Consider the following 23,885-nt stretch of genomic DNA (forward strand, 5'->3'; position numbering starts at 1 on the left):
AATGTCGTATCTAAATTGGGTTGCGGACAGCCGGCAGGGCGCCCGCGCGCGATGCTAAGGGGAGATCCCATGAGCTTGCCCGCCAAGCGGTTTCTGATTCTTGAAGACCAGCTGGTGCTGCGGAAACTGATTTCCCGCCAGGCCAGTTTCTTTAGTCGCTACGAAGTGGCCATCGACGAGTTCAGCGACCCGGCCGAGGCGCTGCGCAGCATCGGTGAGAACCACTACGACCTGATCGTCACCGATATCGGCATGCCGGGCATGAACGGCATCGACTTCATCAAGCACGTGGCCTTGCTCGGCTACCGGGCGGCCTTGCTGATCATTTCCGGCTATGACGGCAAAACCCTGAACACCATCAGCGAGATGGCTTGCAGCCTGGGCATAGGCAGCACCCGCTTCCTGTCCAAGCCGTACTCGGCGGAGTCCTTTCTCACCGCGCTCAATAGCGTGTTCAACGATCTGGAGCGCGCCTACCAGGTGCAGCAGCTGGACGTGGAGGGCTTTTTCGCCGACGTCTGCTCCGGCGAATTCAAGCTGGAGATCGAACCCATCCTGGGCCTGCCCGGCCATCGGCTCGCCGGCTTCGACGTGACGGCCCTGATTCGGCCGCAGGGGCGGGTGGAGTGGGGCGCCGGTCTTTTCAATGTGCTGGCGCGCCGCAAAGGGGTCTCCGCCCTGGTGCTGGAAGAGCTGGTGGCCCGCATCGCCAGCCTGTTGGCCAGCCTGCGCCAGCAAGGCCTGGGCGAGGAGTGCGGCGTCAACGTGCGCATAGACAAAGCCTGTCTGGAGAGCGAGAACCTGTTCGACCACTGCCATGCCCAGTTGCAGCAGCGCGGCGTGCCGCCGCGCTTGCTGGGTTTCGAGCTGGCCGAGGGGCTGGGGCAGCAATCGCCGGCCCAGGCTTTCGAGAACGTCGCCAAGATCAAGTATCTGGGCTTCCGGCTGATCGCCGATCATTTCGGCAGCGGTTCGCTGACCCAGAGCAATATGCTCAAGCTGCCGTTCGACCATGTGAACATCCCCATCGAATCCCTGCAATGGATACGCGCCATGCTGGGCGCGGACCCGCAGGCGCTGCGGTTCTTGCGCATCTACGGCTTGCCGCCGGGAGCCATCACCGCCAGCGGGGTGGACGAGGAGGAGGATGTGACGCTGGCGCAGGAGATGGGCTGCCCCTGCGTGCAAGGCGCTTATATGGCCTTGCCGGTGCGTGAAAACGAATTGAGCGACTATTTGCGGCGGAGTCAGGAAACCGCGGCGGCGGAAGGGGGCGCGGGATGAGTATCGCGGCGGTGGACTTCTCGCGGATGCGGATATTGGTCGTGGACGACCAGACTCTGGTGCGCTCCTTGATCAGTCAGGCTTTGCAGACCATGGGCATGCGCTCGGACGCTATCTTCCAGACTGCGGACGGCACCGCGTCGATGCGCTTGCTGGATATCCGCATGGTGGACCTGGTGCTGTGCGATGTGCAGATGGCGCCGATGAACGGCATGGATCTGCTCAAGGAACTGCGCTGCGGCCACACCATGAATCCTTCCAATCTGCCCTTTGTGTTCCTGTCCGGCCATGCGGATCGCAGCAATGTGGTGCTGGCCAGCCAGTTGCACGCAGACGGCTTCGTGGTCAAGCCGCCGAAGCCGGCCGATGTGGAGAAGGCCATCGTGGCGGCGATGCAGCGCAAGCGGCCGGAGATCGATCCGTTCAGCTACTACGGCGTGTCCACCGGCACCGAATACGACCGCAAGGTTTTCGGCCGGCTGTTCGACGCTCCGGCGTTGCCCGAAGCGCCGCCGGGTATGGCGGTCAGCCTGCTCACGGTGAAGGCGGGCGCGGTGCTGGCTCAGGACCTGCACAGCAAGCACGGCCATTTGCTGCTGCCGCGCGGCGCGGCCATCTCCGCCAACCAGATCACGGTGCTGCGCGATTTCAGCGACCGCTACGGTGTTTTGCGGCTCTTCGTCGAGGAGGTTTCCGAGACGGAGGCCGAGTCGTCACGTGAGCTCTGAGCGGCCGTCGATGAAGTTTTCCAGGCCGCGTCAGGAGCACATCAAATCCATCCGCCGCGCGGTGATCCTGATCGTCTTATTGCTGGGCGTGCTGCAGACCGGGGCCATTTTGCGTCTGTTGGACGAGTCCTGGGACTCCTATCGCAGAGCCCAGCACGTGGCCGAGCTCAATCGAGACATCTCGGCCTTGTATCAGGCGGTCAGCGCGGAAAACCTGGAGAGCAGCAAGCTGCGGCTGCTGCTGACGGCAAAATCGCCGCCTACGCCGCAACAACAGGAAGAACTGAAGCAGCTTGCCCGCGACACCGACGCCAAGTTCGTGGTGGCGCTGGCGTCGGTTCCCGTCATGACCGGGGCGGACGCCTCCAGCCAGGGGCGGCTGCGTAATCTGGCCCACGATTTCAAGGTGCTGCGCGATGAAACCACAAAGATATTGAGCCAGCCGGATTTTCAGAACGAATCGCTGAGCAATCTGCTCTACCTGGCCACCGCGCGGATGCGCAACGAGGCCGGCGGCATCCTGGCCGCGGACATGGCGCAGCTGGCCAGTCAGGGCGACCCCACGCTCAACAGCCTGATGATGATCAAGCAGAGCCTGTGGCAGCTGGGCGGGCAATTGCGCGGCAACGCGGTGGCGCTGATCATGCGCGAGCAGCTGGGGCACCGGATGAACCGCGACATCGAGGACGATCTGGCCTTCCGGCTCAGCTCCGCCATGGTCATGGTGGAGCAGCTGCGCCCGGTGATCCTGGGCGTGCACGACGACGCCTTGAAAGCCGCGTTCACCAATCTGACCACCTTGACGCTGAAGCTGCAACTGGTCGTCAAACTGCAATACGAACAGATAGACGGCGTTCAGTCTTTCCGTCAGGTCACGAATTTCCGCGTCAACTTGCTGGAACTGGATGAGGAGCTGCGGCGCACCTTCGGCATGGTGGAGCGGATGACGGCCGAGCGCATTGACGAAAGCCGGCGTACTTATCTGCTGCGCATGGTGCGCGACGGCTTGTTCGGCGTGCTGGCGCTGAGCCTGGTGCTGGTGTTGCTGTACTACATGGTGCGCCGCGTATTGCGGCCGCTGTCCGCGCTGAAGCATATGCTGGACGCCTCCGGCGACGCGGTGTTGATCGTCAATCGCAACGGTCGGATCGAAATCGCCAACGCCGGGGCCGGCAAGATGTTCGGCTATCCGCAAGCGGCCTTGCACGGCATGTCGGCCTATAGCTTGCTGGAGGTGCCGGGCGGCGCCGCGCATCTGACCCAGGCCTTGAACGACCAGGAAACCGTGGCCTTGGCCGGAGAAGGCTTGCCCGCCAACGGCGAACGCTTCTACGTGGCGATCTCGCTCAGCCAGTTCAGCAATAGCCGAGACCACGGCTGGCGCATGCTGACGGTGCGCAACGAGCAGCAGAGACGGCAGGCCGAAACCTCGCTGGAGCGCAGCGTGGAACTGTTGTCGGCGATTTCGGTGGTGGAGGGCATGCTGCTGGCGCGGGAGCCGCGCGACAAGGTGTTCGAGGAGCTGCACCGCGTGTTCTGCCATCACACCGGCGCCCGCGAATGCCTGTTGGTGGCCTGGTCGCCGCTGGACGAATGCGGGCAATCCCTGCGTTTGCAGGCCGGCAGCTGGCCGCCGGAATTGCCGTCGCTGCAGGAAGTCACCCACGCGGCGGCTCCGCTCAGCCAATTGTTCCAGCTGCTGAGCGAGCGCTCCACCTGGATTTCCCTGCCGGTGATGCTGGGCGGCGATGTCGCCGCGGCGGTGTGCATGCAGCAGCCGGACGTGTTCCGCCTGGGCGTGGGCATGCAGCCGCTGATCGGCGCCTACGCCAATATCCTGGGCTTTTACGATGAGGAAGCGCGGCGCAAGGTGTCGGAGGCGCAGTTGCGCACCGTGTTGCAGGAGGAGGAGGCGGTGTTCGCCTCGTCTCCGGTGGGTTTGCTGCGCCTGAACGAGCAATTGCAGATTTCCCGCTCCAACCAGACGGCGGAGATGATTTTCGACGTCGGCGATTACGGCCTGGTGGGCATGCATTTGATGGAGCTGATGGCGTCGGATCAAGGCTGGATAGAGTTGACCGAGCACTTGCAGCAAATGCGTCAGGGCACCCGCATCCACTGCGAACTGGAATGCCTGACCGGCGCGGGCCTCCCGATCTGGGTCCTGTTCGAAGGCCAGATGGTGGCGACGGAAACGGTGGAGGGCGTGATGATCCTGGCTTGCCTGGACATCACGGAACGCAAGATGGCCGAATTCGAACTGCGCATGGCGCGGGACCAGGCCAATGCCGCCAACCGCGCCAAGAGCGCCTTCCTCGCCACCATGAGCCACGAGATCCGCACGCCGATGAACGGGGTGCTGGGCATGTTGGAACTGTTGAACATGACCCGGCTGGACGGCGAGCAACGGGACGCGGTGGCGACAATACACGATTCCGCGCACACGCTGCTGCGGCTGATCGACGACATCCTGGATTTTTCCAAGATCGAGGCCGACAAGCTGGAGATCGTCACCGCGCCGACGGCGACGCGGCCGTTTCTGGAGAGCATCCGCAGCCTGTACCAGGAAAACGCCTATAAAAAGGGGCTGGATTTCCAGTTAGAAGTGGATGAGCAACTGGCGCCGACGCTGGTGCTGGACCCCTTGCGCGTCCGGCAGATTTTGCAGAACTTCATCAGCAACGCGATCAAGTTCACGGCTCAGGGCGGCGTGACCATACGCGTCAAGGTGCTCAGCACCATGGCCAATTACCAGTCGCTCAGCTTCGAGGTGGAGGACAGCGGCATCGGCATGTCCGAGGACAGCTTGTCCAGGCTGTTCCAGCCCTTCACCCAGGCGGACTCCGACACCACCCGGCGGTTTGGCGGCACCGGCCTGGGCCTGGCCATCTGCCGGCGGCTGGCCGGCTTGATGGGCGGTCATGTGGAACTGGAGAGCGAGCTGGGCCAGGGCAGTTGCGCGCGTTTGCTGCTGGAGGCGGAGTGGTCGGAACAAGTGGTGGCCCCGGTCAGCCTGCCCCAGGTCCACGTGCCGGCGGAGACGCCGCGCGAAGAGGAGGTCGAAACCGCGGCGCCGTCGCCGGAGCGGAGCGCGCTGCCCATCTTGTTCGCCGAGGACAATCCCACCAACCGCAAGCTCACCCTCAAGCAGCTGGAAAAGCTGGGTTATGCGGCGGAATGGGCGGAGGACGGCGAGCAGGCTTTCGCCAAATGGCAGTCCGGCCGCTACTCGATGATCCTGACCGATTGCCATATGCCGGGCATAGACGGTTATCAGCTGGCGCGGCTGGTGCGCGCGCGCGAACAGGAGGAAGCGGAAGGAAGCCGTATTCCCATCGTCGCCTGCACCGCCAACGCCGCCAAGGAGGAGTTGGACAAGACCCGGGAAGCCGGCATGGACGATTTTCTGACCAAGCCGCTGTCGATTGCGGAGCTGTCCGCCGCGCTGCAAAAGTGGACGACGGCGGAGGCCGGGGCAAAAATGGCGGCGCCGCCCGTCGCGGCCGAACCTGAGGGCGGGCCGGAAGACGGGCCGGTGGACCGCTCCGTGCTGCAGGTGTACAGCAACGGCGAGCTGCAAGTGGAGTTGGAAATCCTGCGCGACTTCCAGCAAGGCAACGCCGAGGACGTGGCCGAACTGCGCAGCGCCATCGAGGAAGGCTCCAGCGACCGCGTCAGCTTCGCCGCCCACCGGGTCAAGGGCGCCAGCCGCATGGTGGGCATCAAGGCCTTGGGCGAGGCGGCCGAAGCGGTGGAAAAGGCCGGCAAGGCCCAGGCGATGGAGCAGGTGGCGGCCTTGATGCCGGCTTTCGACGCCGCGCTGGCCGAGTTCGAGGCCTGGCTGGCCAGGCAGAATGAAACCAATCCGGCCTGAGGTACGGTTCAAAGTCCGCAGCGCGCCGACGACGCGGCGGGGGGGCCGGGCATTGAAATGCCCATGCGCCGTATGAGCAAAACCGCTTTCTTTGTCGCAGGCCGCTAGACTTTGAACAGGTTCTGAGGCGAGGCGAGATCGGCTAAAATACCCGGCCATGAGCGAGTCGACATCTCTTTACCCGCAGTTGGAAGCGGCGCTGCTGTGCGGCGACGTCGAGCGCAAGATGACGCTGGCGACGGCGGTCTTGCACGGCTGGCGTTTAGACGCGTTGCCGCGCCGCGCGGACGCGCCGCCGGCCTATCCTTTGCCGGAGGCCGGACGGCCGCCGCTGCCGGAACTGGTCCATCCGTCCAAGGTGCCCAAGCGCAGCCTGTCCTCCCGGCAGGGGCACGCCGCGCTGCTCCACGCCATCGCCCATATCGAATTCAACGCGGTCAACCTGGCGCTGGACGCCGCTTGGCGCTTCCGCGAGATGCCGGACGCCTTCGTCAGCGACTGGTTGCAAGTCGCCGCGGAAGAAGCGCGCCACTTCTCCCTTCTGCTGCGGCGTCTGCGAGAGCTGGGCCACGACTACGGCGATTTCCCCGCTCACAACGGCCTGTGGGCGATGAGCTGCAAGACCGATTACGATCCGCTGGCGCGAATGGCCCTGGTGCCCAGGGTGCTGGAGGCGCGCGGCCTGGACGTGACGCCGGGCATTCAGCGGCGGCTGGCCGGCATTGGCGATCACGCGAGCGTGGCGGTGCTGGACATCATCCTGCGCGAGGAAGTGGGACATGTGCGTATCGGCAACGCCTGGTTCGGCCGGCTGTGCCGGCAGCGGGGGCTGGAGCCGGAGGCCTGTTTTCAGGAACTGCTGCGGCGCCACGATGTCCAGCTTTACCGCGGGGCCTATAATCTGGCCGCCCGCGAGCGGGCGGGGTTTTCAGCCAAGGAGCTGGAAGCGCTGCGCGCCTTGTGCGAAGACGACACAGCTCCAGCCGGCTAGAATGCCGGCGGCCTCACCTGGAACGATGAAACATGCTATTGAATTTGTTTAAGAAGATGCAAAGGCAGCGGCGCTTCGCCATGACGGTGCTGCTGCTCAGCACCTTGGCCTTTGCGCTCAGCTCGGCGCTGTGGCGCGGCCTGGACGGCGGCCCCGGCCCCTTGCTGGCCATTCTGTGTCCGCTGGCGATGCTGCTGGCCCTGATCTGCCAGTTCAGCGCTTTGTTGGCATTGGCGAAAAGACCTTAAACCGGAAAAGGATTTTTAAAACAGCGGCTTAAAGTGTTGCTTGCGGACGGCGCGCGGACTTGACTGCCACCGGCAGGCCGCGCATAATCGCCCCCGTATCGATAAGGGTCAGGGCTCCACATTGGGTGGAGCCTTTGCTTTTTGGAATTTTCGGAGAAACCGAGTCATGGACCATCAGGCATTCCTGCGCCAATTGGAAACCAACGCGCTGCCTGCATCCGACTTCAACCACCGCGCGCACCTGTACGCCGCCTGGGCCTACCGCCGCCAATACCCGGCGCCGGAAGCCGCCGCCCGCTGCGCGCGCGCGCTGTCCCGTTTCGCCATGGTGAACGGCGCGGCGATGAAGTACCACCACACCCTGACCATGGCCATCCTGGTGATTCTGTACAGCCGGATGGCCAGCCAGCCGCAGTTGCTGGACGATTGGGAGGCGTTCGCCAGCCACTGCCCGGACATGCTGGCCGACCCCCGCGCCGTGATTCTGCAACACTATTCTTCAGAGCGCCTGGACGACGATTCGGCGCGCAAAGGCTTTGTCGAGCCGGACCGCGAGCCGCTGCCGATGTCCTGTCTGCTGCACTGAGCCCACCGCTCAACGAACCCACAGAATAAACAATGAAAGCACCAGAACTTCTGTTGCCGGCCGGCACGCTGGACAAGATGCGCGCCGCCTACGACTTCGGCGCCGACGCCGTCTACGCCGGCCAGCCGCGCTACAGCCTGCGCGCCCGCAACAACGACTTCAAGCTGGAAGAGCTGAAGCAGGGCATAGACGAAGCCCACGCGCGCGGCAAACTGTTCTTCGTCGCCAGCAACCTCTTGCCGCACAACAGCAAGATCAAGACCTATATGGCCGATATGGAGCCGGTGATCGCGATGAAGCCGGACGCGCTGATCATGGCCGATCCCGGCCTGATCATGATGGTGCGCGAAAAATGGCCGGAAGTGCCCATCCATTTGTCGGTGCAGGCCAATACCGTCAATTACATGGGCGTCAAGTTCTGGCAGAAGCTGGGCGTGTCGCGCATCATTCTGTCGCGCGAACTGAGCTTGGACGAGATCGCCGAAATCCGCCAGCAATGCCCGGACATCGAGCTGGAAGTCTTCGTGCACGGCGCGCTGTGCATCGCTTACTCCGGCCGCTGCCTGCTGTCCGGCTACTTCAATCACCGCGATCCGAACCAGGGCACCTGTACCAACGCCTGCCGCTGGGATTACAAGGTGCACGACACTCAGGGCGACGACGCCGGCGATGTGCAGACCATCCAGTTCGACTTCAACAAGGCGCTGGAAGAGGCCAATCAGAGTTTCGCCTCCTGCGGCGGCGCCGAGCGCCATCCGCTGGCGGACAAGACCTATCTGATCGAAGAAGGCAGCCGTCCCGGCGAACTGATGCCCATCATCGAAGACGAGCACGGCACCTACATCATGAACTCCAAGGACCTGCGCGCGGTGGAGCAGGTGGAGAAGCTGGCCAAAATCGGCGTGGATTCGCTGAAGATCGAAGGCCGCACCAAGAGCTTGTACTACGTGGCGCGCGCGGCTCAGGTCTACCGCAAGGCGATCGACGACGCCGTGGCCGGCCGCCCGTTCGACCTCGGCCTGCTGGCCGAGCTGGACGGCCTCGCCAACCGCGGCTACACCCCGGGCTTCCTGGAGCGTCACCAGACCCAGGAATACCAGAACTACCTCACCGGTCATTCCAAGGCCAAGCAGAGCCAGTACGTCGGCGACGTGCTGTCGGTGGACGCCGACGGCTGGGCGCTGATCGAGGTGAAGAACCGCTTCGCGGTGGGCGATCGCATCGAAGTGATCCACCCCAGCGGCAATCAGATCATCGAGCTGGCGCAGATGACGCGCAAGGACCAGCCGGTGGAAGTGGCGGCCGGCAACGGCATGCAGGTCAAGATCCCCGGCATGCATGGCAAGGAAAAGGCCTTGCTGGCGCGGTTGTTCTGAAGCGCGTCGACGCGGATTTTCGCCTAAGCGGGCGGCCATTGCGGCCGCCCGTTTTTCATGGCCGCCAGCTTGGGAAACGGGCTGTTGAATGTTGAACATAGTTAACGTGACGAGCACAGTCTGTGGTAATCGTGTTTATTTTTTTGCGCGGCAGCATCGATAAAAGTTGCGCAGCTCTAAAAACATGGTTAAAAAGTAATGGCGTTACAGATAGATGTGTGAATTTTATTAAACACACGCTGGACGCGGAGAGATGAGAAAGAAGAGGAGACGATGGAGGCCGGCCGCAGCCTGTTGGGGGCGGCGCCAGCCGGTTTTCCGCACAGGTTTCCCTTGTCCGCGCGTCGTCGTTTCGACGGCGCGCGGGCCGTAATGACCCTTGGCACCTTGTCGCTTGGAGCAGGCGCGTGGAAGTTGTCCGCGATCTCGGGAGCGCTCGCGAGCCGCGCGCCTCATCCCGATGCGCGGCGGCTTGCGGGCCGGCTCTTACAAATCGTAGCGAACGGACAGCTGGAATCTCGCGCGATGCAGTGTAAGTTGGCAATGCGGCGCGTGTCGTCGGCAGTCGCCGGCAACGGCGTTTCGGCGCGCAGGCATCGCCTTGGGCCTTGGGCGGCTTCCGCCGCCAAGGGAGAGGGAGCGGCGTCATGGCCCGGCAACGGGCGAGGAGGGCGGCGCTGAACTTGTCGTCGGTCAGGCCGCGCCTACGCCGGCTGCGGTCGTTCCATTGAGGAAACCTGTCATGAAGAAGCTGGTTCGCAATCTGTGTTGTTCGCTGCTGCTGCTCCCCGCGATGGGCGCGCAGGCGGAAGACAAGGCGCTGAACGTGTACAACTGGTCGGACTACATCGCCAAGTCCACCATCCCCGGGTTTGAAAAACAGAGCGGCATCAAGGTCAAGTACGACGTTTACGACAGCGACGACACCTTGCAGGCCAAGATGCTGACCGGGCGCGCCGGTTACGACGTCGTGGCGCCCACGTCCAACTTCATGGCCAAGCAGATCGAGGCCGGCATCTATCAGAAGCTGGACAAATCCAAGCTGCCCAATCTGGCCAATCTGGACAAGGCCTTGATGGCCAAGATCGTCGACGCGGACCCGGGCAACGCCCACGGCGTGCCCTGGGCCTACGGCACCGACGGGCTGGGCTATAACCTGAACAAGGTCAAGGCGGCGCTGGGCAAGGATACGCCGCTGGACAGCTGGGACATCCTGTTCGATCCCAAATACGTGTCCAAGCTGAAAGGCTGCGGCGTGTCGGTGCTGGACCAGGCCAACGACGTGTTCGCCGTCGCCTTGCACCATCTGGGTAAGGACCCGAACAGCAAGAACCCCGCCGACTACCAGGCCGCCTTCGCCGCGCTGAAGAAAATCCGGCCCTACATCACCCAGTTCAACTCCTCGGGCTACATCAACGACCTGGCCAACGGCGACATCTGCCTGGCGCTGGGCTTCTCCGGCGACATCAATATCGCCAAGCACCGCGCCCGCGAGGCCAAGCGGCCTTACCAGCTGGCTTATGTGATCCCCAAGAGCGGCGCGCCGCTCTGGTTCGACGTGATGGTGGTGCCCAAGGACGCGCCGCATCCGGAGGCGGCGCACAAATGGATCAATTACATCCAGTCGCCGGAAGTCAACGCCGCGATCACCAATGAAGTGTTCTATCCCACCGCCAACGCCGCCGCGCGCAAATTCGTGAAGCCGGAAATCGCCAACGATCCGGCGGTGTATCCGCCGGAGGCGGTGGTGAAGACGCTGTTCCTGCTCAAGCCCTTGCCGGCGGACATCATGCGCCTGCAAAACCGGCTGTGGACACAGCTTAAGACCGGTCATTGAGCGCAAGACCGGACCTGACGAACCCATGCCGATCCGCCACCCCGGGCCCGCGCTGCGCGGCCCGCGGGCGGCCGCGTCCGGCGCAGCGTGGAGAATAGTCCCGGGCCATCCAGCCGTCGGCTGTGGGTGGTCTGGAGCCGGCTTTCCGGCCTAGCGAGCAGCGGGCCGGACCGGACTCCGAGGAGAGATCAAGAGGAAGCCGCCCAGCCACCGCCCGCGTCAGACGGGAGGGGCCGCCGGCAAAACAAGCAATGCAAGCCAAGCCGGAACGCGCCGGCCACGTGGTGCTGACATGAAAAATTTAAAATTAAAACAATGGTTGCCCAGCGGACGGACCACCGTCATCGGCATCCCGTTCATCTTCCTGTTCGTGTTTTTCCTGCTGCCCTTCCTGCTGGTGGTGGGCATCAGTTTCTCGCAGCAGCAACTGGGCATCCCGCCTTACACCCCGCTCACCAAGCTGGAAGACGACGTCTTCTCCATCGCGCTGAACATCAGTCACTACAAGTTCATGTTGAGCGACGACTTGTACTTCGCCACCTATATCAGTTCGGTGAAGATGGCCTTCGTTTCCACGCTGCTCTGTCTGTTGATCGGCTATCCGATGGCTTATTACATCGCCCGGGCTTCAGACCGCGCGCGCGACACCCTGATGATGCTGGTGATTCTGCCGTTCTGGACCTCTTACCTGATCCGGGTTTACGCCTGGATCGGCATTTTGAAGAACGACGGCTTTCTTAATCAGTTCCTGTTGTGGCTGGGCGTGATCGACACGCCGCTGCGGCTGTATCACACCAATTGGGCGGTGTATATCGGCATGGTGTTCTCCTACCTGCCGTTCATGATCATGCCCTTGTACGCCCATCTGGTGAAAATGGACCTGCGCTTGCTGGAGGCGGCCTACGATCTGGGCGCCAAGCCGTGGAAGGCCTTTGTCCAGGTGACCTTGCCGCTGTCCAAGAACGGCATCATCGCCGGCAGCCTGCTGGTGTTCATTCCGGCGGTGGGCGAGTACGTGATTCCGGAGCTGCTGGGCGGTTCCGACACGCTGATGATAGGCCGCGTGATGTGGGACGAGTTCTTCAACAATATGGACTGGCCGATGGCGGCGACGGTGACTTGCGCGATGGTGCTGCTGTTGCTGGTGCCGATGGCGCTGTTCCAGCACTACCAGGTCAAGAATATGGAGGCCGCGAAATGATCAAGCCGAACAAGCCGCTGTCCTTCCTGGTGCTGGGCCTGGGCTACGCCTTTCTCTATCTGCCCATCGCGCTGCTGATTCTGTTCTCTTTCAACGAATCCAAGCTGGTGACGGTGTGGTCCGGGTTCTCCACCAAGTGGTACGCCGCGCTGCTGGAGGACGAGGAGTTGATCAACGCGGCCTGGCTCAGCGTCAAGATCGCCCTGATGACCGCCACCGCCTCGGTGGTGATCGGCACCTGGGCCGGTTTCGTGCTGGCGCGTTTTGGCCGCTTCCGCATGTTTCCCTTGTTCGCCGGCATGGTCAACGCGCCGCTGGTGATTCCGGAAGTGATTCAGGGCATCTCGCTGTTGCTGCTCTTCGTCGCCATGGAGCAGGCTTTTGGCTGGCCGGAGGGCCGAGGGGTGTTCACCATCTGGATCGGTCATGTGATGTTGTGCGTGTCCTATGTCGCCATCGTGGTGCAGTCGCGGGTGAGGGAGCTCAATCTGTCGCTGGAAGAGGCGGCGATGGACCTGGGGGCGCGGCCTTTGAAGGTGTTCTTCGTGATCACGCTGCCGCTGATCTCCCAGGCGCTGATTTCCGGCTGGCTGCTGTCGTTCACGCTGTCGCTGGACGATCTGGTGCTGACCGCCTTCCTGTCCGGCCCCGGCTCCACCACCTTGCCCATGGTGATCTTCTCGCGGGTGAGGCTGGGCTTGAACCCGGAAATGAACGCGCTGGCCACCTTGTTCATTCTCTTCGTCTCCGTCGGCGTCATCGCCGCCAACTTCTATATGCGCGCGGCGGAACGCAAGCGCGAGCGCGAAATGAAGCTGGCCTTCGCCCAAGGCTGACCGCGGGGGAGGCGGGCCGGCGCCGTCGGCGAGACGGCGGCGCCGGCCGTCTTTTGTTTTCCTCTTTCATCGGCGACAATGCCGGAATTCTTTCGGTATGGTGACGTCATGTCGCGATTGAAGTCCTGGTTGCAAGACCGCTGGCCGCTGCCCGTCTACCGGCCGGACCCGCGGCAGCCGCATCATCAGGCGGACGGCTACCGCAATCTGTTTCCGTTTCGGCAACCAAGCCTGGCCGACGTGTTGCGCTGGGAGTGGCAGCGCAGCCGCATGCCGGCGGTGACGCACAGGCTGGAGCGTATCCCGCGCCAGGCGCCGGAGCTGGCCGTGCTGAACGCCAACCGGGACCGGCCGTCGCTGACCTGGGTCGCCCACGCCACCAGCTTCATCCAGCTGTGCGGCAAGAATATTCTGATCGACCCGATCTGGTCGCAACGCGCTTCTCCGTTTCAGTGGGCGGGGCCGGCGCGGCAGTCGCCGCCGCCGATGGCTTTGCGGGAGCTGCCGGCCATCGATCTGGTGCTGATCACCCACAACCATTACGATCATCTCGATTTCAACACCGTGCGCAGTCTGGCGCGCCAGCCGGCCGGCTGTCCGCAGTTCGCCGCGCCGCTGGGCGTGGGCGCGACCCTGCGGCGCGCCGGCGTGCCGGCGTCGCGGATTCAGGAGTTGGACTGGTGGCAGCGTTGCCGTCTGGGCGGCGTGGAGGCGGAACTGACGCCGGCTCATCATTGGAGCAAGCGCTGGATGATGGGCGATGAAAACCGCGCGCTGTGGGGCGGCTTCGCCGTGCGCGGCGACGGGCTTCAGTTCTGGTATCCGGGCGACACCGGTTATCAGGAGTCGTTGTTCCGGCTGATCGGCGAGCGTATCGGCGCTGTGGACCTTGCCTTGCTGCCGATAGGCGCTTACGAGCCGCGCTGGTTTCTTCATCCTCAGCATGTGAATCCGGAAGAGGCGGTGCGCATTCTGCTGGACACCGGCGCGCGCGCCGCCTGGGCGGTGCATTGGGGCAGCTTCATTCTGACCGACGAGCCGCTGGACCAACCACAGGACGATCTTGCCGCCGCGCTAGCGCAATGGAATATCCCCGCATCGAGGTTCCAACTGCCGGCCATGGGCGAAACCCGCTGGTTTTAAGCCCTATCTTGGCAGGAAATCCCAAACGCCGCCGCTTGAGGCTTATTTTACCGACGCGGCTTGGTTGCAAGCATTGCCCCTGATGGCAAGCGGGAATACAATCAACAAGTAGTTTTTTTCAGAAGCGAAGACTAATTTTCGTTTTCGCGGCAATTCTTGGGGCTCTAATGACTATTCTTCAACTCATCAATCAACGGGTGCAGGCCGCTCTGGCGGCAGCCGGCGCGCCGGACGCGCCCGCCGTGGTGCAGCCGGCGTCCAAGCCGGAATTCGGCGACTATCAGGCCAACGGCGTCATGAGCGCCGCCAAACTGCTGAAAACCAACCCGCGCGAACTGGCCCAGAAAGTGGTCGCCGCGCTGGATCTTGCCGGCATCGCCGACAAGGTGGAAATCGCCGGCCCGGGTTTCATCAATATTCATCTAGCCCCTGAATATCTTGCCCGACGAAGCGAAGCCGCCCTGAAAGACGACAAGCTTGGCATCAGCCGCGTTGCGCCGCAGCGCGTGATGGTGGAGTACTCCTCGCCCAACCTGGCCAAGGAAATGCACGTTGGCCATCTGCGTTCCAGCATCATCGGCGACGCGCTGGCCCGAGTGATGGAATTCGTCGGCCACGACGTGGTGCGCGCCAACCACGTGGGCGACTGGGGCACCCAGTTCGGCATGCTGACCGCCTACCTGGTGGAAACCAGCCACGCCGGCGACGCCGAATTGCAGCTGTCCGACCTGGAAACCTTCTACCGCAACGCCAAAGTGCGTTTCGACGAAAGCGAAGACTTCGCCAACCGCGCCCGCGACTACGTGGTCAAGCTGCAAGGCGGCGACCAGGACGTGCTGAAGCTGTGGGAGCAGTTCGTCGACGTGTCGCTGAAGCATTGCGAGGCGGTGTACCAGAAGCTCAACGTCGGCCTCAAGCGCGAGCACGTGCGCGGCGAGTCCTCGTACAACGACGACCTGCCGGTCATCGTCGACGAATTGCGCGCGGCCAGCCTGCTGAGCGAGGACGACGGCGCCCAAGTGGTGTTCCTGGAAGAGTTCCGCACCCAGGAAGACAAGCCCATGGGCGTGATCATCCAGAAAAAGGACGGTGGCTATCTGTACACCACCACCGATCTGGGCGCGGTGCGTTATCGCCATAAGACCCTGAACCTGGACCGTGTCATCTACGTGGTGGACGCACGCCAGAGCCAGCATTTCGCCCAGATGTTCTCCATCTGCCGCAAGGCCGGCTTCGCGCCGGAGAGCATGAAGCTGGAGCATGTCGGCTTCGGCGTGATGATGGGCGACGACGGCAAGCCGTTCAAGACCCGTTCCGGCGGCACGGTCAAGCTGATTGAGCTGTTGCAGGAAGCGGAAGAGCGCGCCTTCGCGCTGGTGACGGAGAAGAATCCGGATCTGCCGGAAGCGGAGCGCCGCGACATCGCCGCCGCCGTGGGCATCGGTGCGGTCAAGTACGCCGATCTGTCCAAGAACCGCATGAGCGACTACATCTTCAACTGGGACACCATGCTGGCCTTCGAGGGCAATACCGCGCCCTATCTGCAATACGCCTACACTCGCGTACAGAGCGTGTTCCGCAAGGCCGACGGTTACGATGCCAACGCCGCCATCGTCATCACCGAGCCGGCGGAGAAGCATCTGGCCGCCGCGCTGGCTCAGTTCGAAGACACTTTGCAGGCGGTGGTGGACGGTTGCTATCCGCACTACCTGTCCCAGTATCTGTACAACATCGCCACGCTGTTCTCGCGCTTCTACGAGGCTTGCCCCATTCTCAAGAGCGAGGGTGAAGTCCGCGCCAGCCGTCTGCAGCTGGCCGCTTTGACCGGCAAGACGCTGAAAACCGGTCTGGATCTGTTGGGCATCAAGGTGTTGGTCTCGATGTAAACCGGTCTTCCCGCTTCAAGCATGCCGCCCGCGCTTTGCGCCGGCGGCATTTTTCATGCGCGTCGGGCGTTCAGCGCGCCGGGGGCGGTTTGTCGGTGCCGGCTTCCGCGTTTGCGTCCGCCGCCGGCTCAGCCTCTTTGGCGCGCATCGCGTCGCTGAGCATATCCAGCACCTTGGACAGGCCCGCCGGCAGGGGCGGGGTTGAGGTTTCCGGTTTGATCTGATATTTGGGCGGCGGCATTTGCTCTTTCATCTTCACATCCTTGGCGTTGGGGGTGGCGGGCGCGGTCAGCGCCGGGCGGAATCTCTTTATCATGATTCGGCCGGGCCGATGGCCCACTTTTAATGCGATCCGTCCGTGGTGTCCAGCGCAACCTGGTTGCGGCCGTTGGCCTTGGCGCGGTACAGGGCCTGGTCGGCGCGCTTGACCACCGCTTCAGGCTGGATGTCGGCGGGCCGGGCCATGGCCAGGCCGATGCTGAGGGTGACCTTGCCGGCGTCCGGCGCCGGCGAGTGTTCGACGGCGGCGCGGATTTTTTCGGCCAGCACCGCGGCGCCCTTGTCGTCGGTGTCGGGCAGCAGCAGCAGGAACTCTTCGCCGCCGTAGCGGGCGGTGAAGTCCGTGAGGCGGGCGGTGGCTTGCAGGAGTCGGGCGATGTGGCATAGCACGCGGTCGCCGGCGTCGTGTCCAAAATGATCGTTGACGCGCTTGAAGTGGTCGACGTCCAGCAACAACACCGAGTAGGGCGCGCCGCTGCGCCCGTAGCGCAGATGCTCTTCCCTGAGCTGTTCGTTGCAGGCCATGCGGTTGTTCAGTCCGGTGAGCGCGTCGCTGCGCGCCTGCTGCGCCAATCGCGTGGCGGTGCGCACCAGCTCGTGGTTGACCTCGCGCAGGGACTCGGTGCGCTCCTCCACGAGCTGCTCCAGCTTGGCGTTGATGTCGGTCAGCTCCTGTTTGCGGGCCAACAGGGCGGTGGCCATGCTTCGCATCGCCTGCGACAGCTGGCGCAGTTCCTGAGCGCCGCTGGGCAGCGTCCAATCGGCGTGTTCCTCTCCCTGGCCGATGCGTCGGGCGATGCCGGCCAATTGTTCCAGCGGTGTGCTGAACAGGGCGGCCAGCCGATAAACGGCGACCATCAGCAGCAAGGTGGCAACCAGGCCCAGCAGTATCAGGCTGGCGCGCAACTGGTTCAAGGCCGCCAAGGCCTGCCCTTGCGGCTGTCGGACGACCACGCGCCAGTCCAGCCCGGCCTCGCGCACCCAGGCCTCGCTATACAGGTAATTCTTGCCGTCGGGCCAGACGCCGAGCTGAAAATCCCGGCCGGAAGGCAGGGGCGCGGGTGGGCGCTCCTTGCCTATCGCCTCGAAGGGCGACAGCGTATTGTCGCGCTTGTCGATAATGAAGACCTGCTGAGACGTCTTGGCGGGCAGGCGTTCCCGTATCGTTTCCTCCACCCAGGCCCAGAGCGCGTGCGTGGCCAGTACCCCGCGCAATTTGCCGGCGGGGTCGTAAATCGGCGAGGCGAAGTCGACGAAGCGCAGCGGCTCTCCATGGTTCGCGGCGGAGGGCATGAGCTTGGCCAAGAGCACGGCCTGGTGTACGTCGCCGACAAAGGGCGCCTGGCGGCCGTGGATAAACCAGGGGCGCTTGGCCGCGCTTTGGCCCTGCAGCATGCCGCTGGTGGCGGAAACGATGTTGCCGTCCGGGTCGGTGATGCCAATCCAGGCGTAGTAGCGGTAGGCCCGCTTGGTGCGTTCCAGGCTTTGGCGCAGGTCGTCGCCGTCCAGCGGCGCGCGGACGTAGGCGGGCGTCTGCGCCAGCAGCAAGACTTCGCGATGGCGTTCCTGCAGATTGGTGGAGATGGCCTTGGCGATGTTGTCGGCCAGCGCATGCATGGCCACGCCCTGGTTCTGCACGATGCGGCTGCTCAGCACTTGATCCAGGAAGAGCGCGGCCAGCAGCGCCGAGGCGAGAAACAGCCCGCCGAACAGCGCGGTCAGCCGTAGCCGGAAACTGTCCGGCAAATTGGGCAACAGGCGAGGCATGGTCGCTTTGCGGAGATGGGAATGACTGGATTATAGATGGGCGGCGGGGCGGGGGCCGCCTTGCCGAGGCTGAGGCGACAAAAAACCCCGAAAGCTTTGAGCTATCGGGGTTTCCGAGTCTTCATGACGGATCATGAAGCAGTGTGGTGGTGGAGGCGGCGGGAATCGAACCCGCGTCCGAAAGTCCTCTACAGTGAGTTCTACATACTTAGTCGTGTCATTTGGATTTAACCGCTGCCACGCCGACGGACAGGCTGGACTTTGGCGAGTTACCTATTGTTTCGCACTATGCCAAGTAACCCGACATAGCACTAGCAGATGTAAAGTGACACTACAGGGTTTTGACGCCCCCGGCCCATCTGCGAACCGTTGTAGTGTCTAGCTAGCCCTTAGGCTGCCAGAGCGTAAGTTTCGTCGTTTGCGACTAAATAAACTCAGTGTTTTACGGGGTGACTGAAATCCCGGTATGCCCTCATCTGCTTCGCAACCCTCGTCGAAACCAGGTCGCCCCCAGATAAGAATCCAGATTATATAGACAATGCGCGGCCAAGGCTAGTTCCGCGGCGCTTTTCGTACGAATTCAAGCGTCGTAGGGGGCCGGAGCAGGGCGCGGCTTTGGCGAGAGACGACGATTGTCATAGGGTTCCGCTTGAAACAGATTCAGGATTTCCCTTGCAAGCGTCGCCGCGCGGAAAGGGGGAAATCAGACTTTCGGGAATCAAGACCGTGGTCTAGATTGATAGATTTATCGATGCGCCTTTGAGCGGGGCGTCCCGGATTTTCACTTTCCGCTTTTCTGGGACGCGCCGGGTCTTCCGGGAAATTTCAGTTTTTAAGCGTTGTTCCTTCACGCGTCGAATTCGGCCAGGGCCATTTCAAATTAATGGGCTTTTTACGCGTCAATATTTGCAACTTCAGTTGGATTGACTATGTTGACTTCATGACTGGCCGCAAATGCGTACTTCTCAGCGAGGAGGAAATATGATGGATAAAGAGGCGCTCAGGCAGGAAGCCATGAGATGGCGAAACTGGTTTAGCAAAGGTCAGCGGCTTTGGAGCTTCGCCCATCATACGGCCATTTTCGGATCGATTCTCTGCAGCGTGGTGGTGGGCGGCTTGCTGCAGGTGCAAGGGCATGACCTGAAGGGTTATTCCACGGTGTTGACCTCGATCGCCGCGGCCTTGTCCAGCCTGGCCGCCGCGGGCGGCTTCGAGCGTAAGTGGAAAAGCAACCGCATGAGCCGCAGCCGGGTGGACGGCTTGCTGATCGATATTGAGGCGGGCTCGTACAGCATGTCGGAATTGGCTTGCCAATTGAAGGAAATCATTTCCAAGCATGATCTGGACGTGACTAAAAGAGACAGTATGGAGCCCTTGCTGGTGGAGCATAAAACCAGCAGCACCGTTAAATCTCTGCTTTCCTAAACGGCGTCCCCGCAAATGAAAAAGCACTGAGGGCGGCCATGGCGCTTTGATTGGAATGTAAAAACAGCCTTCGCCGTTTATCCGGCGCGGGCTGTTTTTTTATTGCTTACGGAAAAGCTGCGACGCCGCTAGTGACCGCGGTCCAGTATCAGCTTCAAGCCCAGCGCGATGAATACGCTGCCGGCGATGCGGTCCAGCCACTGGCTGGCGCGGCGGCTCTTGGACAGCCATTGGCCGATAGTGCCGGAGAAATAGCCGAGGCAGCCGAAGATCAGCGCGCCTTGCAGCGTGAAGACCAGGCCGAGCGCGGCGATCTGCAGCCCGGCCGGACCCTGGGCCGGGTTGACGAATTGCGGCAGGAAGGCGAGGAAGAACAGCACCACCTTGGGGTTGATCGCATTGGCGATCAGGCCTTTGCGGAAGGTGGCGGCCAGCGGCGCGGCGTCCCGCCCGGCGGCGCCGGCCTGGAAGCTGGCGCCGGGGCTGCGCAGCGCCTGCCAGCCCAGATAGATCAGATAGCCGCCGCCGGCGAACTTCAGCAGCGTGAAGGCCAGCGGGGAGGCGGCGATCAGCGCGCTGACGCCGAGCGCGGCCAGCACCGTGTGGTTCAGGCAGCCTAAGGCGCAGCCCAGGCCGAAGGCCATGCCCTGGCGGCGGCCGCGGGCGATGCCCTGGCTCAGCACCATCAGATTGTCCGGGCCGGGCGACAGGGTGATCAGCATCGCGGCGGCGGTGAAGGCGAGCAATTGTTCCGGGGTGACGAGCATGGGCTTCTCTGGCGGTGGTTCGTGTCCGGATGATTCCGCATTTGCCGCCGGGAGACAAGCGCTTTGTCCGGCCGCGCCGGTCTCCCTTTGGACTGCGCGTTCAGCCGGCCTCGTCCAGCGCGCTTTCGATTTCGCGGATATGCGCTTGATGGCCCTGGATGCGCTGGCCGGTGGGCGGTCCCTTGAATTGCTTGCGCACGCCCAGCGCGAACCAGAACAAGGCCAGCACCAGCAGCAGCGCGACGGTCAGGTACAGAACCTTCTCATTCGGCGGCTGGATGCCGACGAAGACCAGCACCGCGCCGCCCAGCGTGGCCAGCGCGGCGATGGGTTTGGACGCCCGGCCCAGATCGAACGGCCCCTTGTGGGTCCAGCTGCGGCCCTCGGCGAACAGGCCGGCGGCGGACGGCAGGATGTAGGAGATGTACAGGAACACCGCGGCGCCGGTGGACAGCACCAGGAAGGCGTCGCCGTACAAGGTGGCGGCGATGGCGAGCGCGGCGCTGACCCAGATCGCCGGGCCCGGAGTGCGGTGTTGCGGATGCACCTGGCGCAGCCAGCGCGAGGCCGGCAGGCCGCCGTCGCGGGCGAAGGCGTACATCATGCGCGAGGTGGAGGTCAGGCAGGCCAGGCCGCACAGATAGTTGACCAGAAAGATGCCTATGCCCAGCGCCGCCTTCAAGGCCGGCGGCAGCGCGCTCAGCAGCAGATCGAAAAAGCCCATGCCGGCCTTGACCCCGGCGCTCAGGTCCGGCAGCACCAGCACGAAGGCGCAGATCATCAAATAGCCGAACACGCCGGACCACAGCACCGAGCGCAAGATGCCCTTGGGCACATTGCGGGCCGCTTCGCGGGTCTCCTCCGAGGTGTGGGCGGAGGCGTCGTAGCCGGTCAGGGTATAGACGGTGAGCAGCAGGCCGGCCAGGAACACCATCACCGTATTGTCCATCCGCGGCCAGGCGCCGCCGTCGGCGCCGCTGTAATTGTGGAAGGTCCACAAGCGGGAGAAGTCCAGCGGTCCAGGCGCGTAGATCAGCAGCGACACCACCAAGGCCAGGGTGACGACGAAGATCAGATAGCCGGACAGATCGGTCAGCCGGGTGGTGAGCTTGATGCCCAGGTGGTTGAGCCAGGCCTGGCTCAGCGCCACCACGGCGAGAAACAAGGTCTGATGGCCCCAGCCCAGCTGTTCCGGATTCAGGCCCAGCAGCGGCGCGACCAGGGTTTTGAAGAAGGGGTCGTAAACGCCGAAATTGACCGCGGCGGTGACGAAGATCAGTCCCAGCAGATTGATCCAGGCGGTGGTCCAGCCCAGGCCCTTGCCGCCCAGAATGGACGCCCAGTGGTAAAGCCCGCCGGCGGTGGGGTAGGCGGAGGCGATCTGGGCCATGGCCGCGGCGACGATGGCGGCGAACAGCGCGCCCAGCGGCCAGCCTATGCCGATGGCCGCGCCGCCGCCGGCGCTGAGTCCGGCCGGGAAGGCGGTGATGCCGCCGGCCAGCACGCAGATGATGGAAAAGGAGATGGCGAAGTTGGAAAAGCCGCTCATGCGTCGGGACAACTCCTGAGCGTAACCCATGCTGTGCAACAGTTTCTCGTCCTCGCCGACGGGCGCGGACTCATGCCGAACTGGTTCCATGATGTTCCTCTCTCATTGTGCATGTCTGTGGTTTTCCGCCTGGGCGCGCGTACGCGCCGGCGCCCGAACGGCGGCGGAGGCCGGCCGGGCCCTGGCCCGGTGATCCGGGCTTCGTGTCTATTTCAGAAGCGAGGCGCGGCGGCGCTCAGCCGGGCGGCGGCGTTCCGCTCATGGTGACCAGCGCGTCGAACAGCCTTTGCTGGCCGCTGTCGCGCTCGGCGGAGAGCTCGGGGTGCCATTGCACCGCGATCAACTGGGGAAAATCGGCGATTTCTATCGCCTCGATCACGCCGTCCGGCGCCCAGGCCACCGGCACCACGCCGTGGCCGGGGCGGTCTATCGCCTGGTGGTGCCAGGACTGGGTGAGGACTTCGGTGCCGATCAGGCCCGCCAGGCAGGAGTCGGCGGCGACGCGCACCGGGTGCGGCGTCGGCACGCGCGGCGGCGCGCGATGGGGCACGGCCTCGCCCACCACGTCCGGCAGGTGCAGGTGCAGGCTGCCGCCCAGCACGGTGTTGAGGATTTGCAGGCCGCGGCAGATCGCCAGCGTCGGCAGCTTGCGTTGCAGCAGCGCGCGCGCCAGCGCGATTTCGGTGGCGTCGCGCTCCGGGCTGAGGTTGTAAATGGTCGGGTGGCCGTCGCGGTCGAAGCGGGCCGGATCGATGTCGCCGCCGCCGATCAGCACCACGCCGTCCAGCTTGTCCAGCCAGCCGTCCACCATCTCCGGGCCCAGCGCCGGCAATTGCACCGGCGCGCCGCCGGCGCGCACCACCGCCGCCACGTATTCCAGCGGCGTGTGATAGCCGTGCTCGGGCGTGGCCGGGTAGGTGGTCAGGCCGATCAGCGGGCGCCTCATCACAGCCTGCCTTGCTGCGCGGCGAGGAAGATCGCGCGGTAGTCGTCGGCGGACAGGGGCAAGGGGTTGCCGCCGTCGCTGGGGTCGGCCTTGGCCATGCGGCCGATGTCGGCGGCGGCGTCCGCGCCGATGCCGATCTCCGCCAGGGTGTGCGGAATGCCCAGGCAGGCGCGCAATTGCAGCACCCAGGCCAGGAAACCGTCGAAGCCGGCGTCGGCCAGGCCCAGGTAGCGGGCGGCGGCGCTCAGCCGTTCGGCTATCGCCGGCCGGTTGCGCACCAGCACATAGGGCAGCAGCACGGCGTTGGCCAGGCCGTGGTGGGTGTCGAACACCGCGCCGATGGGATGCGCCAGCGCGTGCACGCCGCCCAGGCCTTTCTGGAAGGCGGTGGCGCCCATGATGGAACAGGACAGCATCTGGGCGCGGGCTTCCAGATTGCCGCCGTCGGCGTGGGCCGCCGGCAGCCAGTCGTGCGCCAGCCGCATGCCTTCCAGCGCCACGCCCTGGGCGATGGGGTGATAGAACGGGGAGCAGAAGGCTTCCAGATTGTGCACCAGCGCGTCGACGCCGGTGGCGGCGGTCAGCGCCGGCGGCAGGCCGACGGTCAGTTCCGGGTCCGCCAGCACCAGCTTGGGCAGCATGGCCGGATGGAAGATGATGACCTTGCGGTGCGCGGCCTCGTCGATGATCAGGGACGCGCGCCCCACCTCGGAGCCGGTGCCGGCGGTGGTGGGCACCGCCAGCGTGGGCGCGACGCCGGCGGGATCCACGCGCAGCCAGTTGTCGCCCACGTCCTCGAAGTCCCACAGCGGGCGTTTTTGTCCGGACATCAAAGCGATGGCCTTGCCCACGTCCAGCGCGCTGCCGCCGCCGACGGCGACCACCCCGTCGTGGCGGCCGTCGCGGAAGGCGGCGACCCCGGCGTCGACGTCGCGGCCCACCGGATTGGGGCGCATATCGCTGAACAAGGCGGTCTCCAGGCCGGCGTCGCTCAGCAAGCTCCGCAGCCGGGCCAGCATCGGCAGCCTGGCCAGGCCGGGGTCGGTGACCAGCAGCGGGCGGCGCATGCCCAGTTCGCGGCACAGCGCCGGCAGTTCGGCGGCGCGGCCGACGCCGAAGCGGATGCTGGTCGGATAGTTCCAGTTGCCTTGCAGTTGCATCG

19 protein-coding genes and 1 other RNA gene are annotated in these 23,885 nt (G+C 64.1%); 13 read left to right on the forward strand and 7 right to left on the reverse strand.

The window, feature by feature from the left end:
• Positions 1 to 69 precede the first annotated feature (69 nt).
• The 12 genes from JC616_RS09595 to argS all read left to right on the forward strand — a co-directional run bounded on the left by JC616_RS09595 (position 70) and on the right by argS (position 15,990).
• Positions 70 to 1,284 carry an EAL domain-containing response regulator gene (locus tag JC616_RS09595; RefSeq protein WP_158274294.1) on the forward strand — a complete coding sequence of 405 codons (1,215 nt, stop codon included), beginning with the start codon at positions 70 to 72 and terminating at the stop codon, positions 1,282 to 1,284.
• Complete coding sequence (locus JC616_RS09600) at positions 1,281 to 2,012, forward strand: response regulator (RefSeq protein ID WP_107799595.1); 732 nt, start codon at positions 1,281 to 1,283, stop codon at positions 2,010 to 2,012. The genes JC616_RS09595 and JC616_RS09600 overlap by 4 nt, the downstream gene beginning before the upstream one ends.
• 10 nt (positions 2,013 to 2,022) lie before the next feature.
• Positions 2,023 to 5,886 carry an ATP-binding protein gene (locus JC616_RS09605; RefSeq protein ID WP_227107936.1) on the forward strand — a complete coding sequence of 1,288 codons (3,864 nt, stop codon included), beginning with the start codon at positions 2,023 to 2,025 and terminating at the stop codon, positions 5,884 to 5,886.
• A 157-nt stretch (positions 5,887 to 6,043) separates the two neighbouring features.
• Positions 6,044 to 6,877: a ferritin-like domain-containing protein gene (locus tag JC616_RS09610; RefSeq protein ID WP_227107938.1), complete on the forward strand. Its 834-nt coding sequence runs from the start codon at positions 6,044 to 6,046 to the stop codon at positions 6,875 to 6,877.
• A gap of 32 nt (positions 6,878 to 6,909) precedes the next feature.
• Positions 6,910 to 7,125 carry a hypothetical protein gene (locus JC616_RS09615; RefSeq protein WP_227107940.1) on the forward strand — a complete coding sequence of 72 codons (216 nt, stop codon included), beginning with the start codon at positions 6,910 to 6,912 and terminating at the stop codon, positions 7,123 to 7,125.
• A gap of 166 nt (positions 7,126 to 7,291) precedes the next feature.
• A complete protein-coding gene (locus JC616_RS09620; protein ID WP_107799591.1) occupies positions 7,292 to 7,711 on the forward strand; it encodes a hypothetical protein in 420 nt (139 codons plus the stop codon).
• A 32-nt stretch (positions 7,712 to 7,743) separates the two neighbouring features.
• Complete coding sequence (trhP, locus tag JC616_RS09625) at positions 7,744 to 9,087, forward strand: prephenate-dependent tRNA uridine(34) hydroxylase TrhP (protein WP_107799590.1); 1,344 nt, start codon at positions 7,744 to 7,746, stop codon at positions 9,085 to 9,087.
• Positions 9,088 to 9,829: 742 nt separating this feature from the next.
• Positions 9,830 to 10,924: a polyamine ABC transporter substrate-binding protein gene (locus tag JC616_RS09630; protein ID WP_107799589.1), complete on the forward strand. Its 1,095-nt coding sequence runs from the start codon at positions 9,830 to 9,832 to the stop codon at positions 10,922 to 10,924.
• Between the two features lie 292 nt (positions 10,925 to 11,216).
• Positions 11,217 to 12,125: an ABC transporter permease subunit gene (locus JC616_RS09635; protein WP_227107942.1), complete on the forward strand. Its 909-nt coding sequence runs from the start codon at positions 11,217 to 11,219 to the stop codon at positions 12,123 to 12,125.
• The gene (locus JC616_RS09640) at positions 12,122 to 12,961 is read left to right on the forward strand and encodes an ABC transporter permease subunit (protein ID WP_107799587.1); all 840 of its coding nucleotides are present in this window, start codon (positions 12,122 to 12,124) and stop codon (positions 12,959 to 12,961) included. Before JC616_RS09635 ends, JC616_RS09640 begins: the two co-directional genes overlap by 4 nt.
• Positions 12,962 to 13,069: 108 nt before the next feature.
• Positions 13,070 to 14,104 carry an MBL fold metallo-hydrolase gene (locus JC616_RS09645; RefSeq protein ID WP_227107944.1) on the forward strand — a complete coding sequence of 345 codons (1,035 nt, stop codon included), beginning with the start codon at positions 13,070 to 13,072 and terminating at the stop codon, positions 14,102 to 14,104.
• A gap of 167 nt (positions 14,105 to 14,271) precedes the next feature.
• Positions 14,272 to 15,990: an arginine--tRNA ligase gene (gene argS / locus JC616_RS09650; protein WP_227107946.1), complete on the forward strand. Its 1,719-nt coding sequence runs from the start codon at positions 14,272 to 14,274 to the stop codon at positions 15,988 to 15,990.
• A gap of 70 nt (positions 15,991 to 16,060) precedes the next feature.
• Here argS and JC616_RS09655 read toward each other — a convergent pair whose 3' ends face one another.
• The 3 genes from JC616_RS09655 to ssrA all read right to left on the reverse strand — a co-directional run bounded on the left by JC616_RS09655 (position 16,061) and on the right by ssrA (position 18,548).
• A complete protein-coding gene (locus JC616_RS09655; protein ID WP_227107948.1) occupies positions 16,061 to 16,306 on the reverse strand; it encodes a hypothetical protein in 246 nt (81 codons plus the stop codon).
• A 26-nt stretch (positions 16,307 to 16,332) separates the two neighbouring features.
• Positions 16,333 to 18,036, reverse strand: a complete 1,704-nt coding sequence (locus tag JC616_RS09660) for a sensor domain-containing diguanylate cyclase (RefSeq protein WP_227107950.1) — start codon at positions 18,034 to 18,036, stop codon at positions 16,333 to 16,335.
• Between the two features lie 147 nt (positions 18,037 to 18,183).
• Positions 18,184 to 18,548: a transfer-messenger RNA gene (gene ssrA, locus JC616_RS09665) on the reverse strand.
• 469 nt (positions 18,549 to 19,017) lie between these two features.
• On the opposite strand from ssrA, the gene JC616_RS09670 reads away from it, so the two are divergent.
• Positions 19,018 to 19,461 carry a hypothetical protein gene (locus tag JC616_RS09670; protein ID WP_146176650.1) on the forward strand — a complete coding sequence of 148 codons (444 nt, stop codon included), beginning with the start codon at positions 19,018 to 19,020 and terminating at the stop codon, positions 19,459 to 19,461.
• Positions 19,462 to 19,589: 128 nt separating this feature from the next.
• On the opposite strand, the gene JC616_RS09675 is transcribed toward JC616_RS09670, so the two are convergent.
• From JC616_RS09675 to JC616_RS09690, 4 genes are all read right to left on the reverse strand, one after another.
• A complete protein-coding gene (locus JC616_RS09675; protein ID WP_227107952.1) occupies positions 19,590 to 20,228 on the reverse strand; it encodes a LysE family translocator in 639 nt (212 codons plus the stop codon).
• Positions 20,229 to 20,328: 100 nt separating this feature from the next.
• Positions 20,329 to 21,867 (reverse strand): amino acid permease, encoded by a 1,539-nt coding sequence (locus tag JC616_RS09680; protein ID WP_227107954.1) that lies wholly within the window; start codon positions 21,865 to 21,867, stop codon positions 20,329 to 20,331.
• Between the two features lie 145 nt (positions 21,868 to 22,012).
• Positions 22,013 to 22,723, reverse strand: coding sequence for a gamma-glutamyl-gamma-aminobutyrate hydrolase family protein (locus JC616_RS09685; RefSeq protein ID WP_107799420.1), 711 nt, complete (start codon positions 22,721 to 22,723; stop codon positions 22,013 to 22,015).
• Positions 22,723 to 23,883, reverse strand: coding sequence for an iron-containing alcohol dehydrogenase (locus JC616_RS09690; protein ID WP_227107956.1), 1,161 nt, complete (start codon positions 23,881 to 23,883; stop codon positions 22,723 to 22,725). The genes JC616_RS09685 and JC616_RS09690 overlap by 1 nt, the downstream gene beginning before the upstream one ends.
• Positions 23,884 to 23,885: the final 2 nt, after the last annotated feature.

The sequence above is a fragment of the Chromobacterium rhizoryzae genome, from assembly GCF_020544465.1.
GTDB lineage: Bacteria > Pseudomonadota > Gammaproteobacteria > Burkholderiales > Chromobacteriaceae > Chromobacterium.

Excerpts from the sequence above, each read along its gene's own strand:
- JC616_RS09670 (WP_146176650.1), top strand. The coding sequence starts at position 19,018 with ATGATGGATAAAGAGGCGCTCAGGCAGGAAGCCATGAGATGGCGAAAC.
- JC616_RS09685 (WP_107799420.1), bottom strand. The coding sequence starts at position 22,723 with ATGAGGCGCCCGCTGATCGGCCTGACCACCTACCCGGCCACGCCCGAG.
- argS (WP_227107946.1), top strand. The coding sequence starts at position 14,272 with ATGACTATTCTTCAACTCATCAATCAACGGGTGCAGGCCGCTCTGGCG.
- JC616_RS09690 (WP_227107956.1), bottom strand. The coding sequence starts at position 23,883 with ATGCAACTGCAAGGCAACTGGAACTATCCGACCAGCATCCGCTTCGGC.
- JC616_RS09675 (WP_227107952.1), bottom strand. The coding sequence starts at position 20,228 with ATGCTCGTCACCCCGGAACAATTGCTCGCCTTCACCGCCGCCGCGATG.
- JC616_RS09600 (WP_107799595.1), top strand. The coding sequence starts at position 1,281 with ATGAGTATCGCGGCGGTGGACTTCTCGCGGATGCGGATATTGGTCGTG.
- JC616_RS09615 (WP_227107940.1), top strand. The coding sequence starts at position 6,910 with ATGCTATTGAATTTGTTTAAGAAGATGCAAAGGCAGCGGCGCTTCGCC.
- JC616_RS09660 (WP_227107950.1), bottom strand. The coding sequence starts at position 18,036 with ATGCCTCGCCTGTTGCCCAATTTGCCGGACAGTTTCCGGCTACGGCTG.
- JC616_RS09640 (WP_107799587.1), top strand. The coding sequence starts at position 12,122 with ATGATCAAGCCGAACAAGCCGCTGTCCTTCCTGGTGCTGGGCCTGGGC.
- JC616_RS09620 (WP_107799591.1), top strand. The coding sequence starts at position 7,292 with ATGGACCATCAGGCATTCCTGCGCCAATTGGAAACCAACGCGCTGCCT.
- JC616_RS09655 (WP_227107948.1), bottom strand. The coding sequence starts at position 16,306 with ATGATAAAGAGATTCCGCCCGGCGCTGACCGCGCCCGCCACCCCCAAC.
- JC616_RS09595 (WP_158274294.1), top strand. The coding sequence starts at position 70 with ATGAGCTTGCCCGCCAAGCGGTTTCTGATTCTTGAAGACCAGCTGGTG.
- JC616_RS09645 (WP_227107944.1), top strand. The coding sequence starts at position 13,070 with ATGTCGCGATTGAAGTCCTGGTTGCAAGACCGCTGGCCGCTGCCCGTC.
- JC616_RS09605 (WP_227107936.1), top strand. The coding sequence starts at position 2,023 with ATGAAGTTTTCCAGGCCGCGTCAGGAGCACATCAAATCCATCCGCCGC.
- JC616_RS09680 (WP_227107954.1), bottom strand. The coding sequence starts at position 21,867 with ATGGAACCAGTTCGGCATGAGTCCGCGCCCGTCGGCGAGGACGAGAAA.
- trhP (WP_107799590.1), top strand. The coding sequence starts at position 7,744 with ATGAAAGCACCAGAACTTCTGTTGCCGGCCGGCACGCTGGACAAGATG.
- JC616_RS09630 (WP_107799589.1), top strand. The coding sequence starts at position 9,830 with ATGAAGAAGCTGGTTCGCAATCTGTGTTGTTCGCTGCTGCTGCTCCCC.
- JC616_RS09635 (WP_227107942.1), top strand. The coding sequence starts at position 11,217 with ATGAAAAATTTAAAATTAAAACAATGGTTGCCCAGCGGACGGACCACC.
- JC616_RS09610 (WP_227107938.1), top strand. The coding sequence starts at position 6,044 with ATGAGCGAGTCGACATCTCTTTACCCGCAGTTGGAAGCGGCGCTGCTG.